General features: G+C 42.5%; 10 protein-coding genes. 7 read left to right on the top strand and 3 right to left on the bottom strand.

The window, feature by feature from the left end; all coding sequences use genetic code 11:
- Window positions 1-105: 105 nt before the first annotated feature.
- The gene (locus L6773_RS11930; protein WP_237854651.1) at window positions 106-663 is read left to right on the top strand and encodes an NADPH-dependent FMN reductase; all 558 of its coding nucleotides are present in this window, start codon (window positions 106-108) and stop codon (window positions 661-663) included.
- On the opposite strand, the gene L6773_RS11925 is transcribed toward L6773_RS11930, so the two are convergent.
- The 3 genes from L6773_RS11925 to L6773_RS11915 all read right to left on the bottom strand — a co-directional run bounded on the left by L6773_RS11925 (window position 649) and on the right by L6773_RS11915 (window position 5,303).
- Window positions 649-1,353 carry a response regulator transcription factor gene (locus L6773_RS11925; RefSeq protein WP_237854650.1) on the bottom strand — a complete coding sequence of 235 codons (705 nt, stop codon included), beginning with the start codon at window positions 1,351-1,353 and terminating at the stop codon, window positions 649-651. The two genes, L6773_RS11930 and L6773_RS11925, sit on opposite strands and share 15 nt — an antisense overlap.
- Window positions 1,343-3,067, bottom strand: coding sequence for a sensor histidine kinase (locus L6773_RS11920; RefSeq protein ID WP_237854649.1), 1,725 nt, complete (start codon window positions 3,065-3,067; stop codon window positions 1,343-1,345). Before L6773_RS11920 ends, L6773_RS11925 begins: the two co-directional genes overlap by 11 nt.
- Before the next feature lie 202 nt (window positions 3,068-3,269).
- Window positions 3,270-5,303: a M1 family metallopeptidase gene (locus L6773_RS11915; RefSeq protein WP_237854648.1), complete on the bottom strand. Its 2,034-nt coding sequence runs from the start codon at window positions 5,301-5,303 to the stop codon at window positions 3,270-3,272.
- Window positions 5,304-5,785: 482 nt separating this feature from the next.
- On the opposite strand from L6773_RS11915, the gene L6773_RS11910 reads away from it, so the two are divergent.
- The 6 genes from L6773_RS11910 to L6773_RS11885 all read left to right on the top strand — a co-directional run bounded on the left by L6773_RS11910 (window position 5,786) and on the right by L6773_RS11885 (window position 14,218).
- On the top strand, window positions 5,786-6,166 hold the full coding sequence (locus tag L6773_RS11910) for a magnetosome magnetite crystal formation protein family (RefSeq protein WP_237854647.1): 381 nt from the start codon (window positions 5,786-5,788) through the stop codon (window positions 6,164-6,166).
- A 111-nt stretch (window positions 6,167-6,277) separates the two neighbouring features.
- A complete protein-coding gene (locus L6773_RS11905) occupies window positions 6,278-7,909 on the top strand; it encodes a glycoside hydrolase family 32 protein (protein ID WP_237854646.1) in 1,632 nt (543 codons plus the stop codon).
- Between the two features lie 192 nt (window positions 7,910-8,101).
- Complete coding sequence (locus L6773_RS11900) at window positions 8,102-9,472, top strand: sugar porter family MFS transporter (protein WP_237854645.1); 1,371 nt, start codon at window positions 8,102-8,104, stop codon at window positions 9,470-9,472.
- A gap of 308 nt (window positions 9,473-9,780) precedes the next feature.
- A complete protein-coding gene (locus L6773_RS11895; RefSeq protein ID WP_237854644.1) occupies window positions 9,781-10,953 on the top strand; it encodes a sialidase family protein in 1,173 nt (390 codons plus the stop codon).
- A 473-nt stretch (window positions 10,954-11,426) separates the two neighbouring features.
- Window positions 11,427-12,731 (top strand): SGNH/GDSL hydrolase family protein, encoded by a 1,305-nt coding sequence (locus tag L6773_RS11890; protein WP_237854643.1) that lies wholly within the window; start codon window positions 11,427-11,429, stop codon window positions 12,729-12,731.
- Window positions 12,732-12,829: 98 nt separating this feature from the next.
- Window positions 12,830-14,218 (top strand): sulfatase-like hydrolase/transferase, encoded by a 1,389-nt coding sequence (locus L6773_RS11885; RefSeq protein WP_237854642.1) that lies wholly within the window; start codon window positions 12,830-12,832, stop codon window positions 14,216-14,218.
- Window positions 14,219-14,240: the final 22 nt, after the last annotated feature.

The following is a 14,240-nucleotide window of genomic DNA, read 5'->3' as shown; positions in this document are numbered from 1 at the left end:
TGGTTAAACTTTACGATCAATAACTGTAATAGTACCAATAGAATGAGTTCCGAAAAGATGGAATGAAAAAATTTTAAGCCCTGTTTTTCTCAGAAAGAAAATTTTATGGCACGTATACACATATTATCAGCAACCGACCGGCCTAACTCGAATGCATTGAAAGTGTCGAGATATTCCGAACGGTTTTTATCAGAAAAAGCAACAACTGAAATCTTTTCTCTCAGAGATTTCCCGATTGAAGATATTGTGGGAGGGAAGTATAATAACAAACCAGAATCAGTTGAGCAGTTTAATGACAAATTCCTGGATGCGGATGGTTTCGTATTCGTGATTCCCGAATACAATGGAGGGTTTCCGGGAATTTTGAAACTATTTTACGACTATCTTCCCTTTCCAAAAGCATTTAACAAAGCTCCTATTTGCCTGATTGGTGAAGCGGCAGGAGCGTTTGGAGCTTTGCGACCCGTTGAACAATTTTCACAACTTTTAATTTATCGCCAGGCCCATATTTTCCCGGAGAGGATGTTTATCCAGCGGGTCAATGATACGTTTGATGAAGAGAATGGACTCCTGTCAGAGAAAATGCAGAAGCTATGGGAAAAACAGTTGAAAGGTTTCCCGGACTTTGTAGAGAAGGTAAGCACCGAATTAGTTAAGGCGTAGCATATAGCCCACACCGTGAAGGGTTACCAGGTATTTGGGGTCATCAGGGTTCTTCTCAATTTTGGCTCTCAATTTCGAGATGTGCACATCAACGGTACGGGTGTTTGTGCTGTACTCATAACGCCATACTTTTTCAAGTAGATCGTCCCTGGAAATGGGGCGGTTAGCATTTGAGAGAAAGAACTCAATGATCTCCACTTCGCGGGTTGATAGCTCTTCTTCTTTTTGATTCGGCTTAAAGACTTTACCGTCATTCAGGTCAATTTTTATATCGCCGAGTTTCAGCAGTCCAGCAGGACCTGATTTAGAATATGCGTTTGCCCTGCGAAGTCTTGCACGGATCCGGGCCAGCAACTCCTTTACACCAAATGGTTTCGTGATATAATCATCAGCTCCAAGATTCAGCCCGGTTACCTTATCGATTTCCTGGTCTTTTGCAGTCAGCATGATGATTGGGAATGTATACTTCAAATCCCGGATCTCTTTACAGATTTCGTAACCGCTGACATTTGGCAGCATCAAATCGAGAATCATTAAATCCGGTTCAAACTGTTGAACGGTTTCGACGGCTTCAGCCCCGTCTTCAACTACATTTACATCGTAGTTTTCAGCTTCGAGAGTGTCTTTTAGGGTAAAAACAAGACTAGGTTCGTCCTCTACAATTAAGATTTTTTTTGATTTATCCGACATAATTATCTAATTCAACGCTCTTTGGAATATTAATAGCATCATCACTTTCTTGTCTGTCATAGTCTTTGGGGGCTTCAACAAGTGCCTTGAAGGTTAAGGTGAATGTGGCTCCCTTACCATGCTCACTTTTAACGCTTATCGAGCCTCCATTTAAAGAGACCAGATTTTTAACAATTGAAAGGCCTAATCCGTGTCCCTTGGTTTTAGCGGTAAGCGAATTTTCAACACGGTAAAATTTATCAAAAATGTTTTTTTGGACTTTTTTGGGAATTCCTTCTCCATAGTCGGCCACTGATAGTTTAACCGAATCAGATTCTGAACGAAGTTCAATCTGAATATTTTTCTTATCGTGACTGTATTTGAGGCTGTTTTCAACAAGGTTATTCATAATGGTTTCAAGGTGATCCGGATCGATCATAACCAGCGGGACCTTTTCATCTGATTGAAACTCAAAAGTAAACCCTTTCTGTTCTATGTAAGATTTATTGGTTTGATAATACTCCAGAACCAGGTTTTTCAGTTGATAAGGAGCTTGTTCAACGACTGTTTGGCCGGAGTCTACTTTGGCTACATCAAGAAGCTTATCGATCATTTTTCTGAGCCGTATCGCCTCATTATAGATATGAGCCCCATAATCTTTCAATCGCTTACCATCCGTAACCCTGCCATCTGATATATTTTCACCTGCAGCCTGCATTACAGCTAACGGAGTTTTCAGCTCATGCGTAACATTGGCGAGAAAACCGGCCTGTCGTCTTGCAAATTCACGCTCACGTTGTGCATTAATGAACATAAAAATGAAGGCGCCAAACAGTATAAATACCGCAATTCCCAACAACACAAAGTTTCGATTTACGGAAGCTTTTGTGGCTGCAACGGAGGGAGATTCAGTGAATGAAGCATACAAGACCCAATTGTCTAATAAATCAGGAAACCGTTGCCGCAGATCAACTTTCGCCCTGTCGTACGTGATGTCTCCGCCACTGCAAAGTAAGATATCATTCTGCATCCAATCACGCAGCCAAACCACAATACCGGATTCTTCAGGGGAACCGATTTTTGCTTCCAGTTTAGGCTTCATGATGTTGTTGAGCAGGTACTCTTTATCGATTAGGAAGTTGAGATGGCCGATAATTTCTTTTTCGCTGTTGTTGATCAAAGCAAGTGTCATAGACCGGTGTGCGTCAAACTCCGTACGAAGATTCCACCGGTAATCATCAAGAGAAACGGTATTCATCCGGGTTTTTGAGATTCCAATTCCGTCACACGCTTCTTTAGGAAAATTATTATCAACCACAAATGACGAGGTTAGCTGATCGAACCGATAAACGTCACGATCCGGATGCCAGCATCCAATCCTATCGTCTGGTGTGTAATAGACATCCGTGAATAGAGAGTCACTAATCGTATTTGCTAAAACTTCACGGAAATAGGGGGGGAAGTCTCCGTTTTCATTCCAGGATTCCTGGAGATCACTCATATCTAACTTGCTGATGCCACGGAATGGTGAATAAAAGCGGTGACGTATCGCTTCGGTAAACTCTTCTAATTGAACTTTTCGATTCTCTTTTGCCGAATCAATAGTAGATTCACGAAGTGCGTATAACGAGTATACATTGAGTCCTGTAAGTGCAATTACCGCTAAAATCCCAACCCCAAGAAAGAACCAGCGGAGAGTGTTGCTCTGTTTATATTTATTGAAGATTGACTTCATAGAAAGCCTATTCTTGGTAGTTACGTAACTAATTATGAAACTTAACTGAAAAAAAGAAGATTTTCAGGTGCTAAAAATTTTGAGTGAAAGACAAATTGCGCTTAACCAGGCTACACTGTACAAAAGATAGCGCTAGTGTCCCGGTCGTGCTCTGAAAAAATGACCACAAGCGAGTTGCTTGCGCCAACTCCCAAAGTTCAATTTACTCATTCTCAGACGACCACTGATTGTTGGATCGATCGACGTCCGGGAACTCGAAATCCGGGTCAATCCTAACATTTACAACGGGAATTTCAGATCTAATTTCAATCTGCTTCGTTCTATAACCGTTTAGCCAGTGATCAACATCCACCATTTCCGTTTGCGTGGTGTTATCTTCAAACTCAACTTCAACGACTACAGGCATAGGAACATTGCCGTGATCTTCAACATTTATGAGGACTTCATCGCCGTTCTGAGATACATCTGCTATACCGTGGTCAAGTACCCAGGTTTCATAGTACCAGGATCTCCAGAACCATGAAAGGTCTCGTCCGGTTACATCCTCAAACGTACTAAACATATCCCAAGGGTATGGGTGTTTAAAAGCCCATCGATCGATAAACTCACGGTGAGCTTCCATGAACAGGTCTTCACCAAGCAGGCCTTTTAATGCATAAAGAATGGAAGCGGGCTTGTCGTAAGAGGCAATACTGTACGTGTTTGAAAAATAGTGATAATCAGACCAACGCATCAGCTCTCCTTCCAGCTCCGTTCCCGCAATCTGCATATAACTGGCAAACACATCGAGCTGATCAAAACGGTCAGGGCCATAGTAATCAGCGGAAGCGAGATTATCATGGAACTGAGTGTATCCCTCATCAATCCATGTATAGCGACGCTCATTGGTACTTAGCATCATTGGTATCCACATATGTGCCAGTTCATGAGCGGTTACCCCGTAAAGCCGCACTGCACCGGCGCTGTTATAATCTCCAATTACAGTCATCATTGGGTGTTCCATGCCTCCTCCGATGATACCGGCACCTTCAACCGATGTCATATGAGGCCAGGGGTAGGGTTTGCCGGTGTACTCCGCCAAAAATTCGATAGAGTGTTGGGCATACTTGGTTTGATCGGTCCAAAACTTAGCAGGCTCCCGGTAAAAAGTGTTTATCCTTGTGTAATCCATCTCCCCGTCTCCGTCTACATCACCGGCTTTCGTGCGGGCACTTTCCCACTTTGATTCAAGTGTAGCACTGAATGCTACATCAATTATGTTGTAGGCCTGGAACCTCCAGGTAAGTTTATCATCCTCGCTGTCCAGAGTGGCCTCATCCAGCTCATCAAAATCCGCAATGGTGATGACTTCATCACTTTCTCCCGCCTTTCGATATCTCTCAAGAGTTTCTTCAGAAAGTGTATTCTCCGGGTTCACGAACTCTCCGGTAGACATTACCAGCCAATCTTCAGGTGCTGTTATGGTCACATCATAATCAGCAAAACCATGGTAGAATTCAGCTTTGCCTAAAAACGGATCATTATACCAACCAATTACATCATCATAAACGGCAATCTGTGGATACCAATAGGCAATGTAAAACAGGTTTTCGCGACTTCGTCCCATTCGTCCTGAACCGTCGCCTGCAGCACCGTGCTCAGGAATTTCAAAGGACCACTCAAACCCAAAATCGATAGAATCTCCTGATTCTAACGGCTCATCCGGGTAAATGTACAGGTGTGTGCCGTCTAAAATGTACCCGGCCTCTTCTTGAGTCCATCGCCTGTAGATGTTTGTTTCCTCAATTTCAGTTCCATCTACTGAGATTCGGGAAAGATCCATCCCGCCGGTTATCTCAACGTATTCATTTTTTGGAGTACCGGCTTTATGTAAGTTTTGTGCCAGCTCAACAACAATTACACGCTGGGAATGAGGTGAGTTATTATCAAAAGTAACCTGCGAATTACCATAGAGCATGTTTGATTCCGGGTCAATTTCGGCATGTAATGTATAGTAACTGTAATTCTGCCAGTAGTTTTCACCGGGTTCACCGCTTTCTGTACGTGTGCCGTTATTCACCGCCATTTGGTAAGATGCCGGGGGTTGTAGGGGATAGGGCAGGGGCCGCTCAATTCGGTCTACGAGTGGGGCGAGATCTTTTTGAGGTTCGGACACCTGTTCACTGGTAGAACAGGAAGTTATTGTAAGTAAAGTAAGAATTAGAAGGCAGGAAAATGTTTTGGAAAATACTTTCATTTGAAGAGGACTGCTTGAGTAAGTGTTCGCGTAAATATCGGGTTTACATTGATTGATTTAAAAGGCCTGGAATTTTAGTATGGAGTGAATTTAACCGTTGACCGTGATTTCTCATAGCAAAAAACGTATTGAATTCTTAAAGAGTGTAAAAAACTGTATATGTACACAATTAAAATTTTTACTGAATCAAATTTACCTCAAATCACGCATAACATTATACAGTTCGTTTAAATTTCAATCAGTGAGAAGTTGATATTTTAACACGAATTGACCATTATCGTTTCAGGTTTACGAAATAAAAATCAATAAATTAAAATATTGGGGACTGCATGGATATTGAAGAGATTAAAAAATGGCATATGGAAGCTCTGAATAAGTATTTAGATTTTTTTTAGGAGCTATCTCGTAATCTTTTAATAGCAAATCCCAAAGGAATTTAGTTAGCAACGAAACATCATAAACCACACATAAAGAACACCGACATGGAAGACAAAAATCAACCCAATGAGTTTCCCGAAGAAAAACAAAGTACTGCTTCAGGTGAAGCCGATGTAAGCCAGGTAAGGCTATTTGGAATTATAGGATATATTTTTCCAATTCTATTTTTTCTGCCATTAGTAACAGAAGCGAAAGATAATTCTTTTGCAAAATTCCACGCGAATCAACAATTGCTACTCCTACTTTTCCTCATTATCGGAAATACGGCGGCAAGCATTCTGACAGTCATTTTGATCGGTCTGCTAATCTATCCAGTCGTTTGGATATTTGGCCTTGTATGCATGGTTCTGGGAATTTTGAACGTAGTAAACGATCGAGAGAAACCGCTTCCTCTGATTGGCAGCATTACTACACTCATCAAATAATTGGACAAAGGAAATCTTAAAAAGCCTTTTCAGAATTTTGGAAAGGCTTTTTTTATTTCAATGAATGTTTATACTATGATGTCAAATCAGAAGATATGTTAGTTCAATCCTATGATTAGAGAAAACATCTTTTTGCAATTTCTGCTAATTCTTCTTGCGTTAATATTTGTAGGCTGTGAGGAACAGGTACCTGAGGAAACTGAATACGATCCGGATCGAATTGATCAGCATCTGGCGGCACAGGTAAACTTCTCTGAGCCTTATCGGCCTCAATTTCATTACTCACCAAAAATTAACTGGATGAACGATCCGAATGGTTTAGTCTACAACGACGGGGTTTATCATCTTTTTCATCAATACAATCCATTTGGGAACCGCTGGGGATATATGAGTTGGGGACACGCCACGAGTACCGATCTTGTTCATTGGGATCATAAAGCCGTTGCTATTCCCTATGGTAAAGAAGAGGAAGAGGGAATATTCAGCGGTAGTGCTGTGGTAGACCATCAGAATACGAGTGGATTTGGAGATGGGGGAGACCCACCCATTGTAGCGATCTATACAAGTCACTACACACGAGAAGACGGATCTACAGACCAGGCTCAATCACTGGCTTACAGCATCGATGGTGGGCAGACATTCACGAAGTTCGAAGGCAATCCTGTGTTGGAATTTGATGATCCGGATTTTCGGGATCCAAATGTTTCCTGGAATGAAGAGATGGGCAGGTGGTTGATGGTTGTTGCACTACCCACGCAGCATAAAGTTCAGTTTTATGCTTCTGATAATTTGAAAGATTGGGAATATCTGAGTGATTTTGGGCCAGCCGGTGCAACAGGCGGAATCTGGGAATGCCCGGATTTTTTCCGACTACCGGTGGATGATAATCCTGAAAATCAAAAATGGGTTCTTCATGTGGATATGAACCCGGGATCGGTAGCCGGTGGCTCCGGTTCTCAATACTTTGTGGGTGAGTGGGATGGCACTTCGTTTATTCCCGATGAGACATTTATGGAAACGGCACCTCACTGGACCGATTACGGAACGGATTTTTATGCGGCTATCAGTTGGAACAATATTCCTGAGGAAGATGCTCGTCAACTTTGGGTTGGCTGGATGAATAACTGGGATTATGCAAATGAGATTCCAACCCATCCGTGGAGAAGTGCGATGTCAATTCCGCGTTCCATTCACCTGGAATCCAATAATGAATCATACAGTCTGGTTCAAAAACCGGTTGAAAGCCTGAGGCAGTTGAGGGAAGATCCTGTTCGTTTGGAAAACCTGGATCTCAGTGATGAAACGATCGATCTCTCTCAAGAGGGGATATCCGGTAAAGCATTTGAGATGATTGTTGAGATCGAACCCGGAGATGCAGAAAGTGTTGGGATAAATGTGCGGGAAGCCGAAAACCAAAGAACGGTTATCGGATACAATTCTGTGAACCAAAATGTATTTGCAGATCGGACAAACTCCGGGGAATCTGACTTTTTCGAGGGGTTTGAACAACGGAATGATGTTCCTGTACACCTTTCCGATGGTACGGTTAAGATTCGATTTTTTGTAGATTGGTCATCTGTTGAAGTTTTTGTGAACGATGGATCGAGAGTTATAACCAACCGGATATTTCCCGATCCTGAAAGTATAGGTGTTTCTGCTTTTGCGGATGGAGGCTCGGCCACCATTACGAATATTGAATTTTGGCCTTTGGAGTCAATTTGGACAGAAACGGCGCTGCAATAATTCTCCCTTCGAAGGGGGAATGTGAGCGCGACGAATGTCGTGTAAACTCGGGGGATGTACACCCAACCGCCTAAAGGCGTCCCGACGGTTCGGGACCCTAAGCGGAGATTTTACCTGACTCTCTTTCAGGCCGAGATATTGAGGAGAGGCAGGAGGGAAATAAAATTTTCAAGCTAACAAAAGATCTACCACATGATTAAAACAAAATCTATTGCACTGTCTGCCATTGCGGCCTCACTGGCCGGTTTTTTATTTGGGTTTGATACCATCGTAATTTCCGGTGCCGACCAGCCTATCCAGGAACTTTGGCAGATGAGTGACCTTTTTCATGGAACCTTCATTATGTCGATGGCTCTTTGGGGGACCGTGATCGGAGCTCTCTTCGGGGGAATTCCTTGTGACAAGTATGGCCGGAGAAAAACCCTGTTTTGGATTGGGATTTTATACTTTGTATCTGCTGTTGGTTCCGGACTTGCTCCAAATCCCTATATCTTTTCAATTGCCAGGTTCATTGGGGGTTTGGGAGTTGGTGCTTCATCCGTAGCAGCGCCGATCTATATCTCAGAAATTACACCTGCTAATAACCGTGGAAAATTAGTTGCCCTGTACCAGTTCAATATCGTGTTTGGAATTTTGATAGCCTACCTGTCCAATTACTGGATAGGAGCAAGCTTTGGTGAAAACGCCTGGCGCTGGATGCTCGGAGTTGAAGGAATTCCGGCGGCTATCTACTGTTTCTTTGTTTTGGGAATTCCCGAAAGTCCGCGTTGGTTGGCCATCAAACAGAATAATGAATCACTGGCTAAGAAAATCTTACAACAACTCAATCCTAAAGAGAATATTGAGAAGTTGATGAGGGAGATAAAAAGTTCCGTCTCTTCTGATCCGGAGGCTTCAAAATTTTTCTCAGGCCGGTTCAAATTCCCGATTATGCTGGCATTTTTACTCGCATTTTTTAACCAGTTATCGGGAATCAATTTTGTGCTCTATTATGCTCCACGAATTTTTGAGCAAGCCGGAATTGCAGCAACCGAGGTTTTGGGGGCCTCAGTACCGATCGGGATTGTTAATTTGATCTTTACTCTGCTGGGAATGTACCTGATTGACCGGGCGGGCCGAAAATTGCTGATGTATGTAGGATCATTCGGTTATATCGCGTCTTTGCTGGGTGTTGCCTGGGCATTTTCAACAGGTGCAGAGGGTGTGATTGTGGTTGCTTTTGTCACCGCATTTGTGGCTTCTCACGCTATAGGACAGGGTGCTGTTATATGGGTCTTTATCTCCGAAATTTTTCCAAATGCCGTTCGGGATTACGGGATGTCTCTCGGCTCAAGTACTCACTGGATTTTTGCTGCACTCATTACTCTACTAACTCCCACCGTTTTAAGTACCTTTTCTGGAGCTCAAATATTTTCATTCTTCGCTTTTATGATGTTCCTGCAACTGCTGTTTGTCTGGAAACTGATGCCCGAAACAAAAAATATTACCCTCGAAGAGATGGAAGTGAAACTGGGCATCAGCCGTGAGGTATTGGAGGAGGTTGTGGATAAAGAAGAACTCTGATGAGAAGGTTGGCGTGAAACTGTAAACTTTAGAAACAGAACTAATTCAGGACTCAAACTTAGCTGTCCAAAACGTTTTCAGAATGATAAGAAATCTGGCTTTTTTAATCTGTGAGGCATGTTTAGCGACCTGACAGCGTGGTCGGTGCTTTTTCCGACCTCCTGTCAGCGTCGAACGATCTTTGCTCACAACGCTGACAGATCCGGTTGGTGCTGTCAGGTTGTGCAATGAAAGTGCCTTTTGATCCGCATTCGCGGATTCGAGTGAAACGTTTTGGACAGATGTGGGACTCAAAAGAAAAAAATTTGATGAATTTATCACTCAAATACGTCTCTCTTTTTTTCGTAGCATTATTCTTCTTTTTCAATTCGATTACGAATAAGGATGACCACGATCACGAAAATAATGGAATTCTACACGTCAAAGTCTATTACCAGGAAGGTCGCTTTGCAGGATGGCCTGCCAACAATGGAATATGGAAATGGAGTGATGAAATTCTTGTAGGATTTGTAGAGGGCGAGTTCCAGGCGTCAGCAGGATTCCATACATACAACAGGGAGACCGCTCGAAATAAATATGCACGTAGTCGGGATGGTGGACAAACCTGGACCATTGAAGATGGCTATGAGCGTGGACAAACCGGTCGTGCATACGATCATAATTTAACGGAGGAAGAAGCCGAAGCACCAAAAGATCTTGAAGAACCCATCATCGATTTTACAGATCCGGGTTTTGTGATCACATTTATGAGAGATGATTATCACGACGGGCCATCTACTTTTTACTATTCGATGAACAGGGGCAAACAGTGGCGAGGTCCATACAACTTTCCAAATTTGGGAACTCCAGGTGTTGCTACCCGAACGGATTATATTGTTGAAGGTCCGCAAGTGTTGCATGCATTTATGAATGTTGCGAAAGAGAACGGGAGAGAGGGGAGAGTGATCCACACCAAAACGGTAGATGGTGGTTTAAACTGGGAACTTGTTTCCTGGTTGGGCGACGAACCCGAGGGATTTGAAATTATGCCATCTACAGTTAAGTTCGGCGAATCAGAATTGTTTACGGTGATTCGGGCCAGAGATTTGAATCCCGACAGGGATTATTTGCAGGCTTATCGCTCAGTGGATGGCGGTGAAACCTGGGTCGAAGAAAACGAACCGGTCTATGATACAGGTCACTATGGTGCACCACCGAGTTTGGTAAAAATGAATGATGGCAGGCTAGCACTTGCCTACGCCTATCGAAGTGAATATGGCTCCCGGCTTTGCCTTCGGTTTAGTTCTGATAATGGAAAAACCTGGGGGCAGGAAATTCCCGTGAGAAGTGGAGATGGTGCCAATGGCGATGTGGGTTATCCGCAAATAGTTCAGAGGGAAGATGGAAAACTTGTCATCGTGTATTATTGGAACCATGCCCTCAATGATGATCCTACCCGATATATCGCGGCTTCTATTGTTGAACCGGAGCTTTTTGAGTAGTATGAATTCACGAAAAAGATATTGAATATTTGGGATTCATCTCATGCCCCGGATGGGGCATCCTGTTTAAAAAAAAGGAAGATTAGAATCCCGGATTTATAACCTGAGGGGTAAAACTTAACGTGAATTCGACAAAAATGAATGTAAAGGAATTGAAAAAGTCCCCTCCTTATTCCCCGCAGGGATCCCTTTGGGAAGGGGTGGTTAAAACCAAAATCGGATCGGGTTCAGAGACCTGAAATCATATGGCTACCTCCCCCAACACCTCCTTACACCCTGACGTATCGAGGGCAGGCAGGAGGAGAGCGTTATATTCAGAATTCTTATGTCGAACTTAAGTTACTTAGCAGATTTCAAGTAGATTCGAAATATACCGTAATCCGGTGCAAATTTTAGGCAACTTGGAACTGTCATTCAGGGTATCAGACCGTTGCTTTGGAGTAATTTATTGATAATGATAAACTCAAATAATTATGGACAGAAGAAACTTTTTAAAAGCCGGGGCTTTAATAGCGACCGGAATTGCAGGATCAACTTGGATGCCTGACTTTCTGAATAGTATGGGCGGGCAGGATCAGGAGAAATCGTATGCTGAATATCTCCGAAAAAGTGCAGTTCCAAAAGAGGAGTTGGATATTTTCTTGAATGAAAATTCGTGGGCGCAGTTCGATCCGGAAGTTGGGTATATCCTGGGGAATTATATGCCGCATGATGGGATTGGCAACAGTTATACGATCTCAACGGTCATGAAAGACGGTAAACGAACCAATCAAATCTATGCCGAAAAACCCTGCAGGATAAATACCTATGGAAACAGTTTTACTCACTGTCACCAGGCAAGTGATGCTGAGACCTGGCAGGAATATCTGGCCGGGCATTTAGGAGAACCGGTTCAGAATTTCGGGATGGGCGGATTTGGAGTCTACCAGGCGTACAGACGACTTTTGAGAAGAGAGAAAGAGGATGAAGACTCTAAGTATGTAATTCTTTACATGTGGGGAGATGATTATGTGAGAAGTGTCTTCAGGTGCCGATATGCAACCTATTACACCCGCTGGAATGACTATGGCGGTTACATGTTTCACGGCAATTTTTGGTCAAATATCGAGATGAATACAGATAGTGGTCAATTGGTTGAGATGGAAAATCGGATTTCCTCAAAAGAGGAGATCTATAAAATGGCGGATCCTGAATTCATGTATGAAAACTTAAAGGATGATTTGATGGTACAACTTCATCTTCTGAGTTATAACATGGTTAATACTGATTTAGACACAGGAGGCCTGAATAAATTAGCCGACATTCTGAAACAACGCCGAGTAGATTTTTCAAATGTGGAGGCGATGCAAGCGACGGCAAATAATTTAAAGAACAAATATTCCTTTGAGGCAACGAAATATATTTTAAAGAAGGCGCAAACTTTTTGTGAGAACCATGGCAAAGAGTTGATGCTCGTCCATTTTGACCCGAGTAATGTTTTTATGCCAATGACCCGGGGTGAAAGCCGTTACGACCGGGAAATGATAGATTTTATCAAGCAAAATAACTTTCGCTTTTTTGATATGAATGAAGTACACCTTGAGGATTTTAAAAAGTTTAGTATATCACTGGATGAGTATATGGACAGGTATTTCATCGGTCACTATAAACCGATGGGTAATCATTTTTTTGCCTATTCTATTAAAGATGAGATTGTTGATTGGCTCGATCCCAAACCGATTACATATATTCAAAATGGTGATCCTTTAATTCGGTTTGAAGAGTACTTACCGAAGTAAATTTGATTTTTAGCTGGTGAAGAAACTTTGCTTTCAGCCAACTTGCGAATGGATATCGCTCAATCCGTTATATTCCTGATTTATCTTATCATATAGAAATGAATACACTACTGAATCTGCTTTTTAACAGGCTTCGCTTTATCATAGCTTTTCTTATTGCTTTTGGATTTAATGTGAAAGTTGATACAAACCTTCAGGTAGAAGATGATCAACCGAATATAGTTGTAATCATCGCAGACGATTTGGGGTGGAATGACATCGGGTACAATAATGAAAAAATTCAAACCCCAAACTTAGACAAATTAGCTAATGAGGGAATTCGGTTTAACCAGTTTTATGTGTATTCAACATGTTCTCCCAGCAGGGTAGCACTACAAACAGGGCAAAATCCGGCAAGGTTTAATGTATTTGGCCCTTTGGGATCAACCACAGAAGTAGAACCTAAAGATATGCTTCTCACTTTTGGGTTAAAAAAAGCAGGTTACAACACTCACCTGAGTGGGAAATGGCATATCGGAGACGAACCAGAGCATCGACCGTTGCAATACGGATATGATAGTACCTACGGGTACTTGCGCGGCCAGATTGATCCCTACACTCACCGTTACAAGTATGGCAATTATGTAACATGGCATCGAAATGATCAGTTTATTGAGGAAGATGGGCATGTTACAAAGCTCATCACGGATGAAGCGATTCGAGTCATTCAAGAACATGCCGGAAAAGATAATGCTAAACCTTTTTTCCTTCATGTTGCTCATCATGCTCCTCATTTTCCACACAACAGTTCCCCAAAGTGGATTGAGCCTTACGAACAGGTTTTTGAGGACCCTTGGCGACAACACACAGCTGCAACCATCACACAGATGGATTATGAAATTGGCCGAATTCTGGATGCGCTTGAAGCGACAGGGGAACGCCAAAATACTCTCATCGTCTTTATGTCTGATAACGGCGGACAGGAGAGCTGGGGAGCACCCGCTGATGAGTACAACGGTAGATATGCACCACATACAACTTTAGGAGACAACAGTCCTTTCAGGGGATGGAAAACAGATCTGTATGAAGGTGGAATTCGGGTCCCTGCTTTCATTAATTGGGTTGGGAAAATTCCCGGGGGCGGACAAGTTGATGAGCCCGTTCATGTTTTAGATCTGGTTCCGACACTCCTCTCTTTGGCAAATTCCGATCTGATCTCAGATGATCGGCTAAAAGGAAAAAATTTATGGCCATTTATTATGGGTGATAAATTACAGCATGAATTAAATGATCGATTTTTTTACTGGAGGCAATCAAACACCCGGGCAATTCGTGAAGGTGACTGGAAACTTATAGCTCAAAGTGATTCACTAACAGATGCAGAGTTATTTAATATTAAAGAGGATCCTTTAGAACACCATGAAATCGGTCATAAATACCCGGAAAAAAGGGATCAGCTATTAGGTTTGATCCGTGAATGGGAAGAAGAAAATATCTTAGAAGATTAAACTCATTTTATTGCGGTGAAAG

Source organism: Rhodohalobacter sulfatireducens (assembly GCF_022012475.1).
Taxonomy (GTDB): Bacteria; Bacteroidota; Rhodothermia; order Balneolales; family Balneolaceae; genus Rhodohalobacter; species Rhodohalobacter sulfatireducens.
Note: the sequence above shows the minus strand (reverse complement) of the source record. Positions and strands in the feature narration are given on the sequence as shown.

Coding starts and splice junctions, on each gene's coding strand:
- L6773_RS11930 (WP_237854651.1), top strand. CDS start 106: ATGGCACGTATACACATATTATCAGCAACCGACCGGCCTAACTCGAAT.
- L6773_RS11925 (WP_237854650.1), bottom strand. CDS start 1,353: ATGTCGGATAAATCAAAAAAAATCTTAATTGTAGAGGACGAACCTAGT.
- L6773_RS11920 (WP_237854649.1), bottom strand. CDS start 3,067: ATGAAGTCAATCTTCAATAAATATAAACAGAGCAACACTCTCCGCTGG.
- L6773_RS11915 (WP_237854648.1), bottom strand. CDS start 5,303: ATGAAAGTATTTTCCAAAACATTTTCCTGCCTTCTAATTCTTACTTTA.
- L6773_RS11910 (WP_237854647.1), top strand. CDS start 5,786: ATGGAAGACAAAAATCAACCCAATGAGTTTCCCGAAGAAAAACAAAGT.
- L6773_RS11905 (WP_237854646.1), top strand. CDS start 6,278: ATGATTAGAGAAAACATCTTTTTGCAATTTCTGCTAATTCTTCTTGCG.
- L6773_RS11900 (WP_237854645.1), top strand. CDS start 8,102: ATGATTAAAACAAAATCTATTGCACTGTCTGCCATTGCGGCCTCACTG.
- L6773_RS11895 (WP_237854644.1), top strand. CDS start 9,781: ATGAATTTATCACTCAAATACGTCTCTCTTTTTTTCGTAGCATTATTC.
- L6773_RS11890 (WP_237854643.1), top strand. CDS start 11,427: ATGGACAGAAGAAACTTTTTAAAAGCCGGGGCTTTAATAGCGACCGGA.
- L6773_RS11885 (WP_237854642.1), top strand. CDS start 12,830: ATGAATACACTACTGAATCTGCTTTTTAACAGGCTTCGCTTTATCATA.